This is a genomic window from Chroococcus sp. FPU101, from assembly GCF_017312365.1.
GTDB lineage: Bacteria > Cyanobacteriota > Cyanobacteriia > Cyanobacteriales > Microcystaceae > Chroococcus.
The window spans coordinates 37,963-60,235 of record NZ_BLJI01000028.1; the positions used below are offsets into that span (position 1 = coordinate 37,963).

Here is a 22,273-nt window from a genome sequence, read left to right on the forward strand (position 1 = left end):
GCCCTTTTTTTTTGCTTAAATACCTTGCTAATGACTGCCAAAAAAAACCAAAACATATATAAATATGTAGTAAGAGTATTAAAAGGGGGCTTCGTTGCCTCCGTCATTCCTTAGCAATGGGTAGCTGAATGTCTACGATATCCCCAGAACAAGTTAATCAAATCGTTTATAACCTTCATAATGATCCATTTGAGATTTTGGGATCTCATCCTTTGAAAGATAATGGAAAAGTAGAAAAATGGGTCATTCGGGCTTATCTACCCAAAACAGAAGCGGCTTGGGTAATTGTTCCCTCTCAACGGAAGGAATACCCAATGCAATCGATCCATCATCCGCACTTTTTTGAATGTATAGTTAATACAAATGAACTAAATAATTATCAACTGAGAGTCAAAGAAGGAGATTCAGAAAAAGTTATTTATGATCCCTATGCTTTTAAATCCAAGAAAATAACAGATTTTGATTTACATTTATTTGGTGAAGGAAATCACCACCGCATTTATGAAAAACTAGGCGCACATCCGACAACGAGCGATGGAGTACAAGGGGTTAATTTTGCCGTATGGGCCCCTAATGCCCGAAACGTATCGGTACTCGCCGATTTTAATAATTGGGATGGTCGAAATCACCAAATGCGTAAACTTAATAACAGCGTTTGGGAATTATTTATACCAGAGGCATCTGTTGGCACGAGTTATAAATACGAAATCAAAAACTGGGAAGGTCATATTTATGAAAAATCCGATCCCTATGGTTTTCAACAAGAACCCCGCCCAAAAACCGCCTCAATTGTTGCGGATCTCAATCAATATCAATGGAACGATCATCAATGGTTAGACAAACGTCGCCATAGTGATCCCCTATTGCAACCTATTTCCGTGTATGAAGTTCATTTAGGATCATGGCTTCATGCTTCATCCCAAGAAAAAACAAAATTATTAAAAGGTGAAACCGATCCCATAACGGTTTCGGAAATGAATCCTAATGCTCGGTTCATGAGCTACTATGAGTTAGCCCATAAACTCATCCCCTACGTTAAAGACATGGGTTATACTCATATTGAACTCTTACCCATCAGTGAGCATCCTTTTGATGGATCATGGGGCTATCAAGTGACGGGATATTATGCGCCGACTTCTCGCTTTGGCACTCCCGAAGATTTTATGTATTTTGTTGATCAATGTCATCAACAGGGTATCGGTGTCATTATTGATTGGGTTCCAGGGCATTTCCCCAAAGATGGACACGGTTTAGCCTTTTTTGATGGAACACATTTATATGAATACGGAGATCCCCGTAAAGGTGAACATAAAGAATGGGGAACTCTGGTTTTTGATTACGGACGCAATGAAGTTCGTAACTTTTTAGTCGCTAATGTTTTGTTTTGGCTAGATAAATATCATATTGATGGGATTCGAGTTGATGCGGTTGCTTCAATGTTATACCTTGATTATTGCCGTGAAGAGGGCGAATGGGTTGCTAATCAATATGGCGGGCGAGAAAATTTAGAAGCGGCTGATTTCTTACGACAAGTCAATAGTGTCGCTTTTAGTTATTTTCCTGGTATTCTGTCAATTGCCGAAGAATCAACCTCTTGGCCAATGGTATCATGGCCGACCTATGTAGGTGGCTTAGGGTTTAACCTTAAGTGGAACATGGGCTGGATGCACGATATGTTAGATTATTTCGGTATGGACCCCTGGTTCCGTCAGTTCCATCAAAATAACGTCACTTTTAGTATGTGGTATAACCACAGCGAAAACTATATGTTAGCTCTGTCCCATGATGAGGTGGTTCATGGCAAGAGTAATATGATCGGGAAAATGCCTGGAGACGAGTGGCAAAAATTTGCTAATGTTCGGTGTTTGTTTACCTATATGTTTACTCATCCAGGCAAAAAAACCATGTTTATGAGTATGGAGTTTGGTCAGTGGAGTGAGTGGAATGTCTGGGCGGATCTAGAATGGCATTTATTAGAATATGCTTCCCATCAAAAATTAAAAGAATTTTTCAAAGATCTAAATACTATTTACAAGAGTCAGCCTGCTTTATACACTCAAGACTTTGAACGTACGGGCTTTGAATGGATTGATTGTAGCGATAATCGTCATAGTGTGGTTGCTTTTATTCGCTGGAGTAAAGAATGGGGAGAATTTGTAATCGTGGTTTGTAATTTTACACCACAGCCCCATAGTCACTATCGCGTGGGTGTACCTCAAGCGGGTTTCTATACCGAACTCTTTAACAGTGATGCCCGCAAATATGGAGGTAGTAATATGGGGAATTTGGGCGGTAAATGGACTGAGGAATGGTCTTATCAAGGTCGTCTTTATTCCATTGATTTGTGTCTTCCCCCTCTGTCTGTTTTAATCCTTAAACTCCATTCTGAAAAAACAGCCGCCGTGATGGGGCAGCAACTTATATCAGAATAATCCTTAAAAAGGGCTTGTTTTCCAAGCCCTTAGTTTTATATTGCTTTTTCAATCACTCGTCTGTTTGCTGATCGAGTAAGTTCCAGTTCTTGCTCTCCTCTAGGGTTAGTTCGCGCATAGGCTATAATGTTACCCCGATGAACATAACTTGTCCAATTATCATTAGAATTACGGCGAGGAGCAACTGTAGCAGGTGCATTATTGATAAATGGTCGATTGGTTTTTTTTTCTATAACAGTCATCAGAAAATTGTTATTTTTTTGATCAACTTTCACTAAGTAGCTTTTTGTTTGGAAAGCCAGAACATTTGTAAGTGATGTACTAGAAGATGAAGTCCCGCAATTAGCCTGTGAACGTCCCCAGTCATCAACCGTGACGGTTATTTTTGAACCTGGCTGTACATCACCCCCCGATAAATCAATTAAGGTGACACCCAAGGCACCCATTAGACCCCCTGTATAAACAGGTTGATCTTTATTATTGATGCTGTCATAGGTTAAATTAGTTGTTTGAGGTGGTTTTCCTTGACGTGTCCAACGAATGCGCGTAAACTGACCATCAATATATTCAGCAGAATATGACCATCCGTTATTCATTCGACCATTACAGGAAAGCTGTTGAACCGCATCAGCAGAAGGCATTGCAAATAATTCTGCACAGAGTAGACTTAATGTAGCGACCGCCCCCAACAGTTTAAGTTTTTTCATTATTCGTATCTAATCAATCATGATAATTTCCATCTGAGTTTATCATGAGAGATATTACAATTAGACGTAATTACTTGTTAAAAAATAATTACAAACATTTCTTACCTCAAATCTTCAGAAATTCTCAAATGATTATTATTTCTTAATTAATTAAACTCATTTCTAAGCTATTAATTATAGAACTGTTATCAGGCATGATGTCCGTTTTCACTGGGATCTGATGAATTATTAGAAGTTTGATTAGAAGATTCTGGAGAAGGGTTAGACTCCGTAGGTTGTTCTAAAGTTGATGTTTTTTGGACAGAATTAAATGGCCACTGTAACATCGACATCCGACTCGGAATCGGTGTTCTAGGGACTGCTTGTAAATTCTGAAGCACTTCTGTAAATTGCAGTTTTTCGAGTTTGGTTTCTCTGATTTTGTGCCAAACCGAACGCGACATCAATAAAGTATGTTCAACTCGTTCTGCTTTGAGTTGTTCTAAAAATTCTTGTCGTTCGTGCTGATAATCGGCTGAGGTTAATTCTAAGGCTTGTGGCGGGTATTTTTGAGTAATTTGCGCCATCTTACTTAATAGCTTAGGATAAAGCCAAGTATAAGCGGGATGAACGGTTAAACGCGCCTGATGCGGACGAGAACCATCTTTACACAAGGTTAATTCAAAATGTCCGATCGCTGCTTTGCGTTGCGGTTCAAAGACATAACCCCGCGTCATCTCTGCGTGTCCGTACCAGTTTTGTACTTTTCGCCCAAAGGAATTCAATAAACCGACTTTAAAATCTTGAATATGTCGATCGTAAACTTGTCGTAATAAAGGCGGCATTGATACGCAATCGAGTTGATACAGTAGATGAGCATCTGCATTACTCATCGGCAGTAAGTTCGGTAAATCGGGGATATCCTCGGCTAATTCTTGCAATAATTCTGGGGATAATGACCAATACGTCATTTCAGCAAGGGGTTGGAAACCATGCTGACGATACAAAGCTAAAGTCGCTTTTTGATGAATATTAACTTCAATCATCCAGGTTCTCGCTTCCCAGATGCTTTCAAAGCAATGACGTAACAGTTGTGATCCAACACCTTGAGGATCGCCTAAAGACTGTTGAGGATGAACTAAAACTTGTTCAACCCGCCAAGTTGTACGACTGCTGTTAAAAGGTGCGACTTGAATAAGACCTTGAACGGATAATTCGTTTGTATCACTATCAATTTGTTCAGCGACATAGGCCCAAAATTGATGGCGTAAAGGATTGGGAAAAAGACTTAAAACTTTCAGTACGCCAAACCAGCGACGCACGTACTGCAACTGATTTTTAAAAAGGACTGATAAATAATTAGGTTTTTCTTCTGCATTTTCGATGATTAGAGATTCGATAGCCTCTAAGTCCCGATGCTGAATCGGACGAATCGAAAGTTTAGTAGTTGGCGAAGAATTTGCACTCATAAGTTGCAGTTAAATTTCCTAACGCCACCTTTAAAAAGTGGCATTGATAAAACTCTAGTTAATTTTAGAGTTCTTGTCTTATATTGTAGATCTTTGATCAGCACCTATCAATTTTTTAAGGAACATCTTCATTAATTCTAAAGATCGATCAATAGAGTGTTCAGTATTTCGCTTATTTTTGACAATTGACAATCTACCGATAGAGCCTATGTGTTTTGATTTTTATCAATCCTGTTGATTAGAAAATTGCTTTGCTCCCATGAACGCGAGTACGATCGCAGTAACCAATAAAATAGGAATCACATACCAGGGAAACTCAGACCAAGGGGAATACGCCGCCGCCCGTAAACCTAAGCTAGTATAGGTTAGTGGTAGAAGATAAACAATCACTTTGAGATAAATCGGTAGCGTTTTCGCATCAAAAAACGTTCCACCCAAAAAAGACATCGGTACAATCAAAAAATTATTATAAAGTCCGACACTTTCTAAGGATTTGACCCGTAGCCCTACTAAAACTCCAATTCCCGCAAAAACAGCACAATTTAAGACTAAAATCAATAAAAAAAGCGGATTTAAAAAACTGGCAAATTTTCCAGTAAAAAGAACAGCGACTAAAATAACTGATCCTGCGGTCATTACACCCCGAAGAATCCCTGCAAACATTTTACCCAAATACAAAGCCAAGGGATGAATGGGAAGTAAAAGTAATTCTTCAAAGGTTTTGCTAAATAAGCGATCGCCACAAATTGAAAAAGTTGTCCCCCCAAAACTAATCGCCATCGAAGATAAAGCCACCATTCCAGGTAAGATAAACTCTAAATAGTTATTTCCCTGAGTCGGTTTCATCGCCTGATCAACGGCACTACCTAAACCCAGTCCGAAAGCAATAATATAAATAAGAGGCGAAACCAGTCCAGTTGCAGCAATTTGTACGACTCTTGCACGTAGATCGAGCCACTCACCCCAAAAAACAGTTAGAGTATCATCAAAAATTGTTTGCAGTTCAGAAGGTTTCACAGGCGTAGGGGATTTACAATTCTAAATATTTCCAATCTTTATTATAGAATTGAAGTCCTAGATAGTCTTTACTGAAAAAGGAGTAATCTTTAAATTAGTTTTCCTTCCAACTGCGTAACTGCCAATACACCAACAAGAAAGCTACACCTAATAAAACCGTTGCTGAGGAAGCAGCATAACCAAACTCAAAATCAGCAAATGCTTTTTCATAGATAAAATATACCAGTAAATTCGTCGAATTCAGTGGCCCGCCACCCGTGATAACATAAACTTGCTCAAAGCTTCTGAGTGTAAAAATAGCTGTTGTAATGGCAGCAAAAATCATCGTTGGTTGTAACCCTGGTAAGGTAATATGCCAGAATTTAGCCCATTCATTAGCCCCATCTAATTCTGCTGCTTCATAGCGAGAAATGGGAATTGCTTGTAAACCCGCTAGAAATACAATTAGATTGATTCCTAATTGTTTCCAAATACTCAGTAAAATTAGAACAGGCATTGCCCAAATGGTACTACTCAACCAAGGGATCGGATCAATTCCCAATAAAGATAATAAATTATTAACAGGGCCATCCGTTTGAAAAAGCCAGCGAAATCCTAAGCCAACAGCAACAATAGAAGTAATAGAAGGCAAGAAAAAAGCAGTCCGAAATAACCCCCGTAACGGAATCGATTGATTTAACAGAACCGCTAATCCTAAAGGAATGAAAATACTCGGAATGACGGTAGCAACGGTAAAATAAATCGTATTCCCAACGACTTGCCAAAAGTCTGGATCACTAAACAGTCTAATATAGTTGCGAAGTCCTACCCAATGAATACCCCTAACTGTAAAGCTACCACGAGTGAAACTTAGATAAATTAGATAGATAATTGGATAAAAAACGAAAATACTTAATAAGATTAAAGCGGGGGCTAGGAAAATCCAAGCGACAATGATATCCTGATCAAGCCAGTTGTGTTGTTTTTTCATCATCAATGATTTATGACTGCTGTTCCCGATTTTACCCCTAGTTTGATTTCTCCTCAGTTAAGTGAAGCAGAATTATTTTTAGAACAACCCCTCAAGTTAGGTGTTTTAGCATCAGGAAGTGGTAGTAATTTTGAAGCGATCGCACAAGCCATTGCAAATAAAGAGCTTAATGCAGTGATTCAAGTCCTCATTTACAATATACCTGATGCCAAAGTTAAAGAACGGGCGGATCGTTGGAATATTCCTACTGTATTTCTAAATCACCGAGACTATAAAAAACGAGAAGATTTAGACCAGGCGATCGTTAATACTCTAAAAGATTATCAGGTTGAATGGGTAATTATGGCGGGATGGATGCGAATTGTTACAGAGGTGTTAGTCAATGCGTTTCCCAATCATGTCATTAATATTCACCCCAGTATTTTACCGAGTTTTAAAGGGATTCATGCGATTGAACAAGCATTACAAGCAAAAGTCAAGGTTACTGGATGTACAGTACATTTAGTCAGTGTTGAAGTCGATAGCGGCCCGATTTTGATGCAAGCAGTTGTCCCCATCTTAAACGATGATACCCCCGAAACCCTACACGCTAGAATACAAGTACAAGAACATCGCATCTTCCCACAAGCGATCGTATTAGCGGCTAAACTATTTGAATAAAGCCTTTGCATGATGGATAAAATGATCTTCGATAAAAGTCGCAATCATAAAATAACTATGATCATAACCCTCATGCAATCTCAGATTTATAGATTGTCCTACCGACTGACACGCTTCGGCAAATATTTCGGGTAATAGTTGTTTTTGAATGTAATAGGTATCATCCAAGCCCTGATCAATTAAAATCGGATAGGATAACTGATTTTTTTTGACTAATTCCGTTGCGTCGTATTCTTGCCACAAGGCGAAATTCGTTCCTAAATAAGCAGAAAACGCATTTTGTCCCCAAGAATCCTGTATCGGGGCGCAAATCGGCGCAAAAGCAGATACAGAGAGATATTTATCAGGATTTTTCAAGGCACAAATTAACGCCCCATGTCCTCCCATCGAATGACCAAAAATACTTTGTTTTCCTGCATCAACTGAAAAATTAGCTTGAATCACTTGAGGTAATTCTTGAGTCACATAACTATACATTTGATAGTATTTTGACCAAGGTTCCACGATCGCATTTAGATAAAAACCAGCCCCACTTCCTAAATTATAAACATCATCCTCACCTGGTATTCCCGTATTGCGAGGGCTAGTATCAGGTATCACTAATAAAATACCGTATTGAGCCGCGTAACGTTGCGCCCCTGCTTTGATCGTAAAATTTTCATCAGTACAAGTTAAACCCGATAGATAATACAAAATAGGGACTTTCTCGGTTGTCGCTTGCGGAGGCACATACACCGCAAAATTCATTTCTATATTACAAGATTGAGAGAAATGACTACAATACATCACCATTCCATCAAAACACCGTGACTGAGAGCGAATTGTTAACTCATTCATCTTTAAAACGTTACCACACTACGAATAGATTTACCTTGGTGCATTAAATCAAACGCATCATTAATTTTATCCAAGGGCATCACATGAGTAATTAAATCATCAATATTAATTTTGCCATCCATATACCAATCGACAATTTTTGGTACATCTGTTCGTCCTCTTGCCCCGCCAAACGCCGTACCTTTCCAGACTCTACCCGTAACTAACTGAAAGGGACGTGTTTTAATTTCTTGTCCTGCACCAGCAACCCCGATAATGGTACTAACACCCCATCCTTTGTGACAACATTCCAACGCTTGACGCATCAAGTCTACATTACCGACACACTCAAAACTATAATCCGCGCCACCTTTGGTTAACTCTACTAGATATTTAACCAAATCTCCCTCAACTTCCTTGGGGTTTACAAAATGCGTCATACCAAATTTTTCGGCTAATTCTTTTCGATTTGGGTTAATATCGACTCCAACAATCATATCAGCCCCAACAATTCGCGCCCCTTGCAGTACATTTAAACCAATTCCACCCAGTCCAAAAACCACCACTTTAGAACCTGCTTCGACTTTTGCTGTATTAATGACCGCACCTATTCCCGTCGTCACCCCACATCCGATATAACAAACCTTATCAAAGGGCGCATCTTCTCTGATTTTCGCCACCGCAATTTCTGGTAAAACCGTATAGTTAGCAAAGGTAGACGTTCCCATATAATGATGTAACATTTGCCCATCAAGTGAAAAACGACTCGTTCCATCGGGCATAACTCCCCTACCTTGGGTGGCTCGAATTGCTTGACAAAGATTCGTTTTCATGCTGGTACAATATTCACACTGACGACATTCGGGAGTATAAAGAGGAATAACATGATCTCCTTCTTTGAGACTTGTTACACCTGCCCCTACTTCGACCACTACCCCTGCCCCTTCATGTCCTAGTATTACAGGGAATAGCCCTTCTGGATCAGCCCCAGATAGAGTGTACGCATCGGTGTGACAAATACCAGTTGCTTTAATTTCGATTAAGACTTCGCCAGCTTTTGGGTTTTCGAGTTGTACTGTTTCGATACTCAGAGGTTTACCCGCTTCTAAAGCCACAGCCGCTTTAACATCCATAGATTTTGTTTAATGTGAAGTGAGACAGAAACGCTTGCCATTACCCATCTTACCTTTAAAATGAAGATTATCGATTTGGAATGAGAGCTTAACGATACCTAGGGTTATCTGGTCAGATTATTTTAGGTATCGAGCAAAACTAAGACATTTCGATCTTGGTAAAATCGAAGAGATCCTGAGATATTCAGGAGAAAGATACTATGACACTGTTACAGATCGCATGATTGCAGTAGGAAAACACAACAATAGTTTAGTTATAATTCCCTATGAATATACTGAAGAATTTATTACGCCTGTAACCGTTCATGCTACCACACGACAACAAATTCAATTTCGTTTACAAACGGGAAGATTTATTAATGAATAAGACTAAAATGGTTTATTTTGAAAAAGAAGATGTTCTTCATCTTGCAATGACTGATGAGCATGAAACAGAAAGCCTAGAGATTAGTCCAAATATTACGGCTGAACTGAATGAATCTGGGGAATTAATTGGAATAGAAATCCTTCAAGCGAGTTCTTTTATCCGAGATACTATCTTAGAATCAGTCCAAATCAAACTCCTTAAACAAGGATAGGGTAGGCATGACCCACCCTAAACAAATTTTAAAAGAAATTAGGTCGATGATGAATCAGATTCAAAAATTCTTCACGGGTTTTTTGTTCGTCTTGGAATACTCCTAACATCGCACTCGTAACCGTCCAAGACCCTGGTTTTTGTACTCCCCGCATCACCATACACATATGAGTAGCTTCCATGACAACCGCTACACCCTGAGGATCTAAAATATCTTGAACTGCTTCTGCTATTTGACGGGTAAGGCGTTCTTGTACTTGTAACCGTCTAGAAAACATTTCAACAATACGCGCTAGTTTACTTAAACCGACAACCTTTTGATTAGGAATATAGGCAACGTGCGCCCGTCCCATAAAAGGTAGCATATGATGTTCACACAGACTGAAAAAATCAATATCTCGGATTAAAACCATTTCATTATGACCTTCATCAAATATCGCACCATTGACGAGGGTTTCTAGAGATTGATGGTAACCTTGAGTTAAAAATTGCATGGCTTCAGCAACCCGTTTTGGAGTTTTCAGAAGTCCTTCGCGTTCGGGATCTTCACCAACTGCTTTTAACATGGTGTGTACAGCATCCATCAGGTGTTCTTTACTGACTTCGGGGTTTTCCTGAATTTGCGGTACTTGGCCATTATGAGTGTTACGATCAGGGCGTGTCGTTACACGTTCGCTTATTTTACTCCCAGAATCACTATTAGTGCCATCAGGGGAAGAACTTGGGCGATTTAAACCGTTAGAAGCTATGGTCATAGTAAGAAAAATAAATTAAGGTGAATAAATTAAAATCGGTTTTACAAGGTTCCCGCACTAGATGTTAGGGTTATTGTTTCAATAACGGCTTCTTCTGGTAAAAGAACTGCTTGTAAAATAACTTGGGCAACTGTTTCAGGGGCTAACATCATTGAGCGATCAAAATCAGCCTGTACGGTGTTAGTATCCCAAATGGGTGTATTTACTGAACCGGGGCAAACACTGATCACACGGATCTGATTCACTCTTTCTTCTTGAGCTAAAACTTCTGAAAAAGAGACTAAACCCGCTTTACTGACACAATAAGCCCCCCATCCAGCAAAGGCATTTTGCGCCGCGATCGAGGCTATATTAACAATAGTTCCTCTTTTTCGTTGACGCATTTTGGGTAAAACACCCATCACACACTGAAAGATACTGCTTAAATTAAGGTTTAGTACCGCTTGCCAATCTGAAAGAGATGTGTCACTTAGCAAGTTGGTATAACCCATTCCAGCATTATTGACTAAAATATTTATGGGGCCAAAGTCATCATCTATTTGAGCGATGCGTTCTTTAACTGTTGTCAGATCAGCTAAATCTAACGCATACACCTTCGCTTCGACACCTAAATCTCTAGTTGTTTCGGCGATTGCTTCGAGTTTGTCCACAGAACGACTCACTAAAGCGATCGAGATTCCCGCTTTAGCAAAAGCTAGAGCAGTGGCTTTGCCAATTCCACTACTTGCGCCAGTAATAATTGCTCGCTGTTGATTCACGTTAAGATCCATAATAAGCTAAAAGCCTTTTAAATCATCCAACGAAATAGAAGAGGGGTTAATAAAACGATTAACCCAAAATAAACATTTTTTCAGCAAGTCTAATAAAGCTGCCAATATTTACAAAAAATAAGACCCTTTGGTTTTTTAACAAGTGGAGTCAGATTAAAAATTTGTTACAAAAGTTTACATAGCTTATTATAGCATGACAGGTTATGAGATTAAAAAATCAACGATTGAATGAATTGATGAATCATCATCAAGCTATTTAATATTCGTCATATGTAGATTTTGATAAAAAATTTTGTAGAATCGAGCATCGAGAACAGATCAAAGCCGAATAAATGGGAGAAGATAGATAAACAAGAGCGAGTTGGAAGGGATAAAAAGCTTATGCGTGCAGTTTTAATGGCTGGGGGTTCAGGGACAAGATTACGTCCTCTAACCTGTGAACTGCCAAAACCGATGGTTCCTATTTTAAATCGTCCGATCGCAGAACATATTATTAATCTCCTCAAGCGCAACAATATCACGGAAATCATCGCAACGCTACACTATTTACCCGATGCGATCCAAGATTATTTTCAAGATGGTAATGATTTTGGGGTCAAGATTAAATACTCTGTCGAAGAAGATCAACCGCTAGGAACCGCAGGCAGTATCAAAAATGTAGAAAGATTACTAGATGAGCCTTTTTTGGTGATCAGTGGCGATAGTATTACTGATTTTGATCTAACTGCTGCGATCGCATTTCACCAGAGCAAACAATCGAAAGCCACAATTATTCTAACTCGTGTACCTAACCCGATTGATTTTGGTGTAGTGATTACGGATAAAGAACAACGGATACAGCGATTTTTAGAAAAACCATCCACGAGTGAAGTTTTTTCCGATACAGTCAATACGGGAACCTATATTTTAAACCCCGAAGTCCTAGAATACATTCCCGAAAATGAAGAATTTGATTTTTCTCAAGATCTTTTTCCCCTACTTCTTGCTGAAGATGAACCGATGTATGGTTATATCGCCGAGGGCTATTGGTGTGATGTCGGACATTTAGAAGTGTATCGAGAAGCGCAATATGATGCCTTATACGGAAAAGTTAAGCTAGATTTTGCCTACGAAGAAAAAAAACGCGGCGTTTGGATGGGTGGCAATACTTATATTGATGCAACGGCTAAAATTCAAGCACCAGCGATGATCGGGCATAATTGCCGTATTGGCCCTAATGTAATTATTGAGGGAGGAACGGTCATCGGTGATAATGTTACCATTGGCGCAGGTGCCGAACTCAAACGACCGATTATCTGGAATGGCGTGATGATCGGTGAAGAGGCTCAACTAACCGCCTGTACGATCGCTCGTGGTACCCGCATCGAACGACGGGCTCAAATTTCGGAAGGTTCCGTTATTGGGCAACTGTCTACGGTTGGTGAAGAATCCCAAATTAACAACGGGGTCAGAGTTTGGCCCAGTAAACGGATTGAGTCTGGCGCAATTTTAAATATGAACCTGATTTGGGGGAGTACAGCCCAGCGTAATCTATTTGGACAACGTGGGGTATCAGGTCTCGCTAATATTGATATTACACCAGAATTTGCGGTTAAACTTGGTGCGGCTTATGGTTCTACCCTTAAACCTGGTTCGGTTGTTATGGTTTCACGAGATCAGCGTAGTGTATCGCGGATGGTGAGTCGTTCGATTATTGGGGGATTGATGTCGGTGGGGGTTCATGTCCAAAACCTTCAAGCAACGGCGATTCCCATTGCTCGTACAATGACTTCACGGCTAGGAGTCGTCGGAGGTATCCACGTCCGAATTCATCCAGATCGACCTGATTCATTATTAATCGAGTTTTTTAACGATCAAGGCATTAATATTTCTAAAGCGAAAGAAAAGAAAATAGAAGGGGCTTATTTTAAAGAGGATTTGCGACGGGTTGGAATTCAAGATATTGGCAATATGGCTTATCCTGCAAATATACTAGATGCCTATCGCAATGTTTTTGAAGCTAAGTTAAATGTCGAAGCGGTTCGTAATAGTAATTCTAAAATCGTCATTGATTATGTATATGGGGTATCGGGTGCAATTTTACCAGACCTCTTGACAAAATACGGCTGTGATGCTGTGGTGTTAAATGCTAGTTTACGTCAAACCGCCCTATCTTCCCACGAACGGGAAACTCTGCTGTATCAACTAGGGCAGGTGGTAGAAGCCCTTAAAGGCAATTTTGGGGTACAGGTTTCAGCCAATGGTGAACAGTTTATTTTAGTCGATGAGGGGGGCATTCCCATTCGAGGCGAACAGTTAACCGCGTTGATGGTGAATACGATTTTAACCGCTAACCCCAGAGGTACGATCGTTGTTCCAGTCCATGCGTCTAGTGCTGTTGAACAGATTGCGCGTCGTCATGATGGTAAGATTAAACGGACAAAAGCGAATCCAACGGCTTTGATGGAAGCTTCCCAATCAATTCCTAGTGTTGTATTGGGGGGTAGTGGGGATATGGGGTTTATTTTCCCACAATTACATTCGGGTTTTGATGCCATGTTTAGTATTGCGAAACTGTTAGAAATGCTGACGATTCAAGAGCGATCGCTGGCTCAAATTCGCGCTGTTTTACCCAAAATTTGTCATAAATCCCTGACCGTTCGCTGTCCTTGGAAAACCAAAGGGGCGTTAATGCGTCATTTTATCGAATCTCATTCGGTGGAAAATCTAGAATTAATTGATGGGGTGAAAATTATTAGCCATCATAATGATAATTGGGTGTTAATTTTACCCGATGCTGGGGAACCCTTAGTACATCTCTATGCGAACAGTGAAGATCGTGAATGGGTTGAACAATCACTTAAAATATATCGTCAACAGGTTCAGCAATTTATTGATCAAGAACAAGGAATGATTATTAGTGTTTAGTTGCCCCAGTTCACGTACACTTGTTCTATTATGGAAAGAGTAGGTTTTTCATACCGTATTGGATTAGGAGACGGGTCGCAATGAATAGTTGTGTGTTAATGGCAAAGATTATTCGTAGTCCAGAATTGCGTTACACTCAAGATAATCAAAAGGCAGTAGCACAAATGCTCGTCGAGTTTGAGGGACAAAAACCAGAAGATCCACCATCGACTCTCAAAGTTGTGGGATGGGGTGGTTTAGCGACCGAAATCTCAGAAAAGTTTCAAGAGGGCGATCGTGTTATTATTGAAGGCCGTCTTTCAATGACTGTTTTTGACCGACCCGAAGGCTATAAAGAAAAACGTGCTGAGTTAGTCATCTCTCATATTTATCATTTAGACAGTTTGGGAACCACTACGAATACTTCTTCATCTACTGAAACCTTTTCCAAACCAGAGAAAGAAAAAGTAGCTGCGATGAATAATTATAAAAACAAAAACACTGCACCCGTTAAAGAAGATGTTTTTGATGAACCAAGCTACGAAAGCTTTTCATCTCCACAACCCGTAGCAGCAGGGGTTGAACAAGATTTAGATGATATTCCGTTTTAATATCGCCAGTTTTAGTACCGTTAGAGAATAAATTCTCAGTCTCAAAGCTTAAGTCGAGGGGCTGTGCGCGGAAGAAAGCGTCCGTACCTTGTAAGCCGCGTAGGACTTGCGCTAAAAGCCCGTAAAATTGATTTCACGGTAGATTATAGAACTAACCTTATAATTAAATTAATTATTTAACTTACATCATTTGATAGTGGTATTTCAATTAATAAGCCCCTTTGCCAAATAAAACAATTCTAACGGTTTCGACCAAAATATCTAGATCTAAATTGAGCGACCAATTATCGATATAGAATAAATCTAACCGCGCTGCATCGTTAAAGTCTTGAAGATCAGAACGTCCCGAAATTTGCCAGAGTCCCGTAATTCCAGGTACGACTTGATGGCGAATATGATGCCAAGCTTGAAATTTTTCGACATCACGTAGGGGGAGAGGACGCGGCCCGACTAAACTCATGTGACCCATCAGAACATTAAACAATTGGGGTAGTTCATCGATACTGGTGCGACGCATGAAATGACCAAAGGGGATAATACGCGGATCATTTTTCATCTTAAACATAATCCCATCTTGGCTTTCATTATGAGCTTCTAATTGACTTTGCAGTTGAGAAGCATTATTAACCATTGTCCGAAACTTCCACATATAAAAGGTCTTTCCCTGTAACCCTGTGCGTTCTTGTCGGAAAAAGATCGGCCCTTTAGACGAGAGTTTAATGATTAAGGCAATCATGATAAACAAAGGAGAGAGTAAAGTAATACCGATAAAAGAGCCAATAAAATCAACAAGGCGTTTTAATCGATAGTCCCAACCGACTAATAACGGTGTTTCTACCCTCAGTGTGGGAAGACCTGCCATAATTTCAGAAACTCCCCGACGATACAGAATTTCTCGACTAGAGGGAAGTAAGCGTAATGTAATCCCAGTGCGGCGTAGATTCCAATATAAAGCCGATGCTAAGTTAGTATGGGGGAGGTCTTCGGCTAAAACTTCTACTGCTTTTGAGTCTAAAATACTGTTTAATGTCGTTGTCGAATTCGCGGTAGTTGCCAAAGCTGCACCGACTACCTGATATTGAGAACGTCGTTGTAAAATTTGGAGTAGTTTGGGAAGTTGGGCCGCAGAAGCAATGATAAAAACTGTTTTTTTGGGTTGTCGGGCTTGCATTTGTCCTAAAATCAGTGTAGTAAGCAGACGACCAACTAAAACAAAAACGACACTGCTAACCCAAGCGGTGAAAAACAGAGAACGCGGTGGATCGACTTTAGGATCGTAGAAATAGCTGATCACTAAAGAGAATAGATATATAAAGCTGACTAATTTAACGGTTTTAAGATAATTTTGACTATTTTTAGCACTTCCATACAAATTTTCACAGGCAAATAAAAGCAACGTACCCGCAACAAATACCCAGAATAAACTCGGTATACCAAACCATTTCCACCAAACGAGTTGAGGGGGTAATGGTGAATAAAACTGATTTAAGTAACGGGCGATCTTCCACGCTCCAGCTAAGGCTAAAATATCACTGAGTAATAAGATAGCAACTCGATATCCTTGTTCAAAGGGATGATGTACCCAAGGCAAGGGGCCAGATGCACGAATATCATCTGAAAAAGAATAAGATTGAGTTTGCTGGAGTTTCATCATTGCTCAAAGAAAGAACTAAATTGCTTTAGTGGTTCTCTCCTTAGCATTCCCCATCTGAGTTTAATAATTAAATCAGTATAAGAATTTTAACCGTAAAATACTTACAATTGATCAGATACTTGACTTAACGAAACAGGTATCATTTTTTGATGTAGTATTTGTAATCCGAATAATACTAAAAAACTTGGATTATTAATTAAATAACGTCGCCATAGTCTTTTCGGTTCAGTTATCAGACGGTATAACCACTCTAAACCCAAAGTCATCAACCATCGTGGGGACTGGGAAATCTCGCCACTATGAAAACTAAAAGCAGCACCAACACCGATCATAACCGCTTGTAGATCTCCTTGTTGACGCGACATCCATTCTTCTTGTTTGGGACAGCCTAGACCCACTAATACTACTTTAGCCCCAGAAGATTCGATTAAATTACGATCGCGTGCTTCTTCTTCTAGCGTTAGAGGACGAAAGGGAGGGGAATAAGTTCCCACAATAGATAACCCTGGGAACTGTTTAATTAGATTAATTTTTAGTTGTTGTAGCGTGTTTTCAGTACCACCGTATAAAAACAGAGGAATCTTTAATTTTGCTGCACGATCACACCACGCTAACATAAGATCAGGCCCATACACACGGTGTTGTCGTTTTATACCTAGTAGTCGCATTCCCCAAACTAAGGGCATTCCATCTGGTGTAATCAGTTTAGCTTGATTAATGAGCCGTTGATAGCGTTTACGCCAATATCCCGTCATGACTACATGAACATTAGCCGCTACGATATAACAGGATAGATTTTGTTCGAGCCATGTTTGAATGCGATCACAAGCATCTTCATAACTCGTTGCATCAATGCGAGTCCCTAGAATAGTTCGGTGAGAAATAAGAGTTTTTAACATCGAGTCAACACCTTCCGAAACTGGATTAAGATAGAAACTAGACTGTATCTGTAGCTAGAATACCCATTTAGCTATAAAATCACTCACCACAATTAAGTTAATGCAACCCTCTAGATATCGTATTTTGGGTCAAATTGGACAGGGACAATTTGGTAAAGTCTTTTGTGCAGTTGATCTAGAAAGTGGAGAAGTTTTTGCACTTAAAGATTTGGAGATGAAACACTTTTCCACTCACAAATTTTTAAGAGAACTATCCTATTTAGTGAGTCTAAAACATCTGAATATTGTTAGTTTTTATGGCTTAGAACATCATCAAAGTGGACGCTATTTAGTCATGGACTATTGTGAGGGTGGCACCTTACGCGAGTTAATGGAATCTGGACAACAGTTAACGCTTCAATTAATCTTAAAACTGATTCAAGATATTTTATCGGCTCTCGTTCATGCTCATCGTAATAAAATTATTCATTGTGATATTAAACCCGAAAATATTTTACTGAAAATTACTCCGACTGGATATTTGGCTAAACTATCAGATTTTGGGATTGCAAAATGGACAGAAGAATTATTACAACCGTCTCAGACTGGAGGATATACGGGTTCACCTGCTTATATGGCACCAGAACGATTTTATGGTAAATATTCGGCGGCTTCTGATCTTTATGCTGTTGGAATTTTATTATATGAATTATTAGTTGGTTCTCGTCCTTTTTCGGGCTTTCCTAAAGATTTAATGATCGCCCATTTGAGTAAGACTTTTGATTTATCAGACTCCATTCCACCCGTTTTACAAAGTATTATTGAAAAAGCTTTACGCAAACTTCCTCAAAGACGTTTTAAGAATAGTCAAGAAATGTTAGATGCTGTTCAGTCGGCAGAGCAGGAGTTATTTAATTATTCATTGAGTGAGCAAATTTTTCGCTCTGCAGTTATTTCTAGTTTAAATAAGACTTTGTCTATTATTGAGCAAGTTTATTTATCTAGTAAAATTCAAAATTTAGCTGTCTTAGAAGAGGGAATTTATTGGGTAGAAAAAAATCAGCTTAAAGTTCAAAATTATGATGATAAATTATTTTTTTTGGATGATTATAAAATTTCTTTTGACGATAAAATTATTAAATTAGAAGTAGTTGATAATTCAGTTTATATTTATACTTTTTCTGAAAAGCTTAAATTATATACACTTTATTATTTTTGTGTGAAGAAAGACCAATTAAATAAATTATTAACGTGGTCAGCAAATCAATTAATTAGTTGTATTGAGCCGATGGAAAAATGGATAGCGATCGCAGTTACATCTAACCAAATTGTCATCTATTCATTACCTAATTTTGAGTTTATTAAATATTTAACAATTCAAGGTGAAATAAAAGAAATAATATATTTTGAAGATATTGATAGTTTATTGATTAATAAAATTGAAAATGAGTCAACTGTATTAGAAATTTTTAATTTTCTAGGAGGAAGCTATAATGTTTATTCAATTCCACTAAATCTGGAATTAGTGACCTTAAGCAAAAGTACACTGTATGAAATCTTCGCTATCGAGGAAAACTCTTGTTATTTAGGTCTTTTGATTCACTTAAAACCCTTAAAAATTAGTCGTATTGTTTTACCATTTAAACCCAATTTTGTTTTCGCTCAAGATTGGGGTTATATCTTAGCAAGTACATTAGGTAAGGTGGTTTTGCTAGATGCTAAAGGACAAATTACAGGACAAATTAATTTATCAGCTAAAATTACAGCAATGACCGTTTTAAAGGATGAGCAAATTTTAGTTGCTGTAGAAATTAATCATCAAAATTTACTGTATCTCTTAAAAATTGAATCAAATTTCTGTCAAAAATCTATAATAAAATCAATGACCAAATTATCGTAAATTGTCGACTAGCGATGAAAACTAAAAATATAGTTAAAACCTTAACAATACCCTTACTCTTTCTCCATTCTATTAGTTCAACTTTTGCTCAAACTATTCCAATAGAAGATCATGTACAGTCAGTGGTATCTCATCTAGTAGGAGTTATGGATACCAGTCAGCAAGCAGCAGCAAATCCCAAAAAATCAAGTGTACAGATGACCACGTGTAAGGTTACAGTCCTAGATGAGCCAAAATCAGTTTATCTCTATCAAGAACAAGCTTTAACTCAATCACTGAATCAACCTTATCGTCAACGCATTTTAAACATTAAACCTGCAACTGAACCTGATACGATCGAATCTAAATCTTATAAAATTCAAAAACCTGAAACCTTAATTGGATTTTGTCAAAAACCAGAGAGTGAAAGACAAGTAAACAAGAGTAATCTAATAGAAGCGTTTTGTAGTGTTTTCCTCAAACCCATTGCAGACGGATATCAAGGAGAAACACCAGCACAAGGATGTCCCGCGAATGTCAGAGGAGCGGTTAAGATTACAAATACAGTTATCTTAGATTCTTCTGGAATGGAAACTTGGGATCGTGGTTTTGATGCCAATGGTCAACAAGTTTGGGGAGCGCAAGATCAATCATATCAATATCGTTGGGTGAAATAGTTGCTCAAATTCAAATTTATACTTAATTAGATAGATTTTTTGGCTTAATTTTGCCTAACCTTGGATTGATGTAAAAAAGTTATTAAAGCTGTTTAACTGATAAGAGAAACGAAATGAATAAAAATAGATAACAATGCGTAAAATCAATATTGGACTTACTCCAGAGCAACGTCAAGGCGTTATTGACCTATTAAATCATGATATCTCTGATGCTTATTTACTGCTCATCAAAACTAAAAAATTTCATTGGGATGTAGTTGGCCCACAATTTATATCACTCCATAAGTTATGGGAAGAACACTACAACGCACTCACCGAAAATATTGATAGCATGGCCGAAAGAGTCAGAACATTAGGCGGTTATCCTGTAGGTACAGCAGAAGGATTTTTGAAACTAGCTTCAATTAAAGAAGAGCCTGGTGTATTACCGACTGCGACTGAAATGGTTGCTCAATTAGTCGATGATCATGAACAAATTATCCGCAATTTACGTGAGCATATTGATGCTTGTAGTGAAGAATTTCATGATGAAGGAACAGCAGATTTTTTAACAGGTTTGATGGAACAACACGAGGAAATGGCGTGGATGCTTCGTTCATTTATTGAAGGACAAAACCTTCAGCCCGATGGTTCCGAGCCGATGAAACAGGGTACTAAACTTCCCGCAGGTGTATAGAGTAGCAAAAAATTTATTTTTAAGGTAATAGTTTTAGTCAGTAGGGGTTTGGTTGCCAAACCCTTTTTATCTGTCTAGTCTTTTGAAATTCTCAGATCTCTATTAACGCTTTAAACTCATCTTAAAAAAGGTTAGCATTCCGATCGCTGTTAATGCACCTAATAAAGTCGGTGATTCTGGAACAGCACTAGAGGATAAGGTAGCTGTCCATTGACCCTCTAAGAATTGATTAGATGATTGGATATTAAAACCTTGTTGACTCATCATCAAAGCGGGAGTCGTTAAAAATATGTGATCGCCCATCAGCCATTGATCAATGATTGATGGTTCGCCATAATTATTATAAACAACTGAGTGAGTCCGATTATTTTGAGCGTCCCAAATTTTTGAATTAGTAAAACCCCAAGTCATCCCGCTAATAGTCGCTTCAAAATCTGTAATAAAAAACCAATTTTGAAAAGTGCCAATTTGGAAATTATTATGACTACCTTGAATTTGATTGATAGGGAACTGATCATCATAAGTAAATGAACCATCACCGATTTGTTGACCAGATAAATTGAAAAAATTCAAATCCATACTTACCGTTGCTGCTTGTGTTTGGTGCGCCGTCAAAACTGTCGTGACTATAGCCGTTCCAAACGTAAAAAGTAGAAATTTGGCTTTTTTCAAGATCATATATGTTTAAATCTTTTAATTGAGTTTATCTAATATTTTAGTTAGCGGATGTATATTTTAATGTAGAACTTATGTAAAATTTGATTAATTTAATGTTTGACTTCACATTGATTTAACCGACCAAAAATTAAGGAACATATTTTTAGATGAAATTGATCATCGCTACTAGCAATCCTGGCAAATTAAAGGAAATGCAAGAATATATGCTTAAGGACATATGGGAGCTACAATTAAAGCCAGAAACTCTTGAAATCGAAGAAACAGGACAAAATTTTACTGAAAATGCCTGTCTAAAAGCGTCTCAGGTAGCAAAAATTCTGGGAGAATGGGCGATCGCGGATGATTCGGGTTTAGCGGTTGATGCTCTCGATGGCGCACCAGGGCTTTATTCGGCACGTTATGGAAAAACAGATCACGATCGCATAACACGATTATTAAGCGAATTAGGCGATAATCCAAATCGTCTGGCTCAATTTATTTGTGCAATTGCGATCGCTCGTCCTGATGGAACAATTGCACTACAAACAGAAGGCATTTGTCAAGGCAAAATTTTGTATCAACCGATGGGTACAGGTGGTTTCGGTTACGATCCAATTTTTTATGTTCCTCAACTCGCTCAAACGTTTGCCCAAATGCCACCCGAAGTTAAACGAGAAATCAGCCATCGTGGACAAGCTTTTAAACAATTATTGCCTCAATTAGAAAAAATGTTTAATTAATCTTGTTTTTGGCACCAACTGTTATAAATTGCAATAAAAGTATTAGGATATTCTTCCTCAAATTGATCCCAGTATTTTAGATTATTCATTTCTACATCATCAAGGAACATATTTTTATAGTTTGCTTTAGTTGCAGGTGATAAATTATGAAATCCTAAAAATCTTAAATTCAATTCTTGGAAAATCTGAGCCAGTTCAGGTAGAGTAAAACAATGTTCACAGACATGAAAGATTAAATCACGACAATTACTTAAGCTATAAAAATCAGAAAGTGCTGTAATATCTTTAGCCCATTGAACATTATTCTTATACTAAGTTGCGAATTAGACT

21 protein-coding genes are annotated in these 22,273 nt (G+C 38.4%); 10 read left to right on the forward strand and 11 right to left on the reverse strand.

What is annotated here, in order from left to right; translation table 11 throughout:
• Positions 1-128: 128 nt before the first annotated feature.
• Complete coding sequence (glgB, locus tag CFPU101_RS19040) at positions 129-2,432, forward strand: 1,4-alpha-glucan branching enzyme (protein WP_206816911.1); 2,304 nt, start codon at positions 129-131, stop codon at positions 2,430-2,432.
• 35 nt (positions 2,433-2,467) lie between these two features.
• Here the strand turns inward: glgB and CFPU101_RS25680 are convergent, their stop codons facing one another.
• From CFPU101_RS25680 to CFPU101_RS19060, 4 genes are all read right to left on the reverse strand, one after another.
• Positions 2,468-3,139 (reverse strand): hypothetical protein, encoded by a 672-nt coding sequence (locus tag CFPU101_RS25680; RefSeq protein WP_242578093.1) that lies wholly within the window; start codon positions 3,137-3,139, stop codon positions 2,468-2,470.
• Between the two features lie 188 nt (positions 3,140-3,327).
• Positions 3,328-4,587 carry a GNAT family N-acetyltransferase gene (locus CFPU101_RS19050; protein WP_206816912.1) on the reverse strand — a complete coding sequence of 420 codons (1,260 nt, stop codon included), beginning with the start codon at positions 4,585-4,587 and terminating at the stop codon, positions 3,328-3,330.
• Between the two features lie 225 nt (positions 4,588-4,812).
• The gene (locus tag CFPU101_RS19055) at positions 4,813-5,604 is read right to left on the reverse strand and encodes an ABC transporter permease (protein ID WP_206816913.1); all 792 of its coding nucleotides are present in this window, start codon (positions 5,602-5,604) and stop codon (positions 4,813-4,815) included.
• 94 nt (positions 5,605-5,698) lie between these two features.
• A complete protein-coding gene (locus tag CFPU101_RS19060; RefSeq protein ID WP_307730460.1) occupies positions 5,699-6,577 on the reverse strand; it encodes a carbohydrate ABC transporter permease in 879 nt (292 codons plus the stop codon).
• A gap of 9 nt (positions 6,578-6,586) precedes the next feature.
• Between CFPU101_RS19060 and purN the strand changes: the two genes are divergently transcribed.
• Positions 6,587-7,234 (forward strand): phosphoribosylglycinamide formyltransferase, encoded by a 648-nt coding sequence (gene purN, locus CFPU101_RS19065; RefSeq protein ID WP_206816914.1) that lies wholly within the window; start codon positions 6,587-6,589, stop codon positions 7,232-7,234.
• On the opposite strand, the gene fghA is transcribed toward purN, so the two are convergent.
• Both fghA and CFPU101_RS19075 read right to left on the reverse strand, forming a co-directional pair.
• Positions 7,223-8,071, reverse strand: a complete 849-nt coding sequence (fghA, locus tag CFPU101_RS19070) for an S-formylglutathione hydrolase (RefSeq protein ID WP_206816915.1) — start codon at positions 8,069-8,071, stop codon at positions 7,223-7,225. The two genes, purN and fghA, sit on opposite strands and share 12 nt — an antisense overlap.
• 2 nt (positions 8,072-8,073) lie before the next feature.
• The gene (locus CFPU101_RS19075; protein ID WP_206816916.1) at positions 8,074-9,183 is read right to left on the reverse strand and encodes an S-(hydroxymethyl)glutathione dehydrogenase/class III alcohol dehydrogenase; all 1,110 of its coding nucleotides are present in this window, start codon (positions 9,181-9,183) and stop codon (positions 8,074-8,076) included.
• Between the two features lie 220 nt (positions 9,184-9,403).
• On the opposite strand from CFPU101_RS19075, the gene CFPU101_RS25685 reads away from it, so the two are divergent.
• Positions 9,404-9,550: a hypothetical protein gene (locus tag CFPU101_RS25685; protein WP_242578096.1), complete on the forward strand. Its 147-nt coding sequence runs from the start codon at positions 9,404-9,406 to the stop codon at positions 9,548-9,550.
• Positions 9,543-9,761, forward strand: coding sequence for a DUF2283 domain-containing protein (locus CFPU101_RS19085; protein ID WP_206816917.1), 219 nt, complete (start codon positions 9,543-9,545; stop codon positions 9,759-9,761). The genes CFPU101_RS25685 and CFPU101_RS19085 overlap by 8 nt, the downstream gene beginning before the upstream one ends.
• Before the next feature lie 28 nt (positions 9,762-9,789).
• Here CFPU101_RS19085 and folE read toward each other — a convergent pair whose 3' ends face one another.
• Together folE and CFPU101_RS19095 are read right to left on the reverse strand one after the other, a co-directional pair.
• Entirely contained in the window at positions 9,790-10,515 is a 726-nt protein-coding gene (gene folE / locus CFPU101_RS19090; protein ID WP_206816918.1) for a GTP cyclohydrolase I FolE, read from the reverse strand.
• Positions 10,516-10,556: 41 nt separating this feature from the next.
• A complete protein-coding gene (locus CFPU101_RS19095) occupies positions 10,557-11,285 on the reverse strand; it encodes an SDR family oxidoreductase (protein WP_206816919.1) in 729 nt (242 codons plus the stop codon).
• A 381-nt stretch (positions 11,286-11,666) separates the two neighbouring features.
• Between CFPU101_RS19095 and CFPU101_RS19100 the strand changes: the two genes are divergently transcribed.
• Together CFPU101_RS19100 and CFPU101_RS19105 are read left to right on the forward strand one after the other, a co-directional pair.
• Complete coding sequence (locus CFPU101_RS19100; RefSeq protein WP_206816920.1) at positions 11,667-14,192, forward strand: mannose-1-phosphate guanyltransferase; 2,526 nt, start codon at positions 11,667-11,669, stop codon at positions 14,190-14,192.
• Between the two features lie 80 nt (positions 14,193-14,272).
• Complete coding sequence (locus CFPU101_RS19105) at positions 14,273-14,782, forward strand: single-stranded DNA-binding protein (protein WP_206816921.1); 510 nt, start codon at positions 14,273-14,275, stop codon at positions 14,780-14,782.
• A gap of 208 nt (positions 14,783-14,990) precedes the next feature.
• On the opposite strand, the gene CFPU101_RS19110 is transcribed toward CFPU101_RS19105, so the two are convergent.
• Together CFPU101_RS19110 and CFPU101_RS19115 are read right to left on the reverse strand one after the other, a co-directional pair.
• Positions 14,991-16,436, reverse strand: a complete 1,446-nt coding sequence (locus CFPU101_RS19110) for a sugar transferase (protein ID WP_242578098.1) — start codon at positions 16,434-16,436, stop codon at positions 14,991-14,993.
• Positions 16,437-16,537: 101 nt separating this feature from the next.
• Positions 16,538-17,335: a WecB/TagA/CpsF family glycosyltransferase gene (locus CFPU101_RS19115; protein ID WP_206816922.1), complete on the reverse strand. Its 798-nt coding sequence runs from the start codon at positions 17,333-17,335 to the stop codon at positions 16,538-16,540.
• Positions 17,336-17,435: 100 nt separating this feature from the next.
• On the opposite strand from CFPU101_RS19115, the gene CFPU101_RS19120 reads away from it, so the two are divergent.
• From CFPU101_RS19120 to CFPU101_RS19130, 3 genes are all read left to right on the forward strand, one after another.
• The gene (locus tag CFPU101_RS19120) at positions 17,436-19,214 is read left to right on the forward strand and encodes a serine/threonine-protein kinase (protein ID WP_206816923.1); all 1,779 of its coding nucleotides are present in this window, start codon (positions 17,436-17,438) and stop codon (positions 19,212-19,214) included.
• Positions 19,215-19,228: 14 nt separating this feature from the next.
• Positions 19,229-19,870 carry a chromophore lyase CpcT/CpeT gene (locus CFPU101_RS19125; RefSeq protein ID WP_206816924.1) on the forward strand — a complete coding sequence of 214 codons (642 nt, stop codon included), beginning with the start codon at positions 19,229-19,231 and terminating at the stop codon, positions 19,868-19,870.
• Positions 19,871-20,003: 133 nt separating this feature from the next.
• Complete coding sequence (locus CFPU101_RS19130; RefSeq protein WP_206816925.1) at positions 20,004-20,546, forward strand: Dps family protein; 543 nt, start codon at positions 20,004-20,006, stop codon at positions 20,544-20,546.
• A 102-nt stretch (positions 20,547-20,648) separates the two neighbouring features.
• Here the strand turns inward: CFPU101_RS19130 and CFPU101_RS19135 are convergent, their stop codons facing one another.
• Complete coding sequence (locus CFPU101_RS19135; RefSeq protein ID WP_206816926.1) at positions 20,649-21,224, reverse strand: PEP-CTERM sorting domain-containing protein; 576 nt, start codon at positions 21,222-21,224, stop codon at positions 20,649-20,651.
• Positions 21,225-21,370: 146 nt separating this feature from the next.
• Between CFPU101_RS19135 and rdgB the strand changes: the two genes are divergently transcribed.
• Positions 21,371-21,943, forward strand: a complete 573-nt coding sequence (gene rdgB, locus CFPU101_RS19140; protein WP_206816927.1) for an RdgB/HAM1 family non-canonical purine NTP pyrophosphatase — start codon at positions 21,371-21,373, stop codon at positions 21,941-21,943.
• The last annotated feature ends 330 nt before the right edge of the window (positions 21,944-22,273 follow it).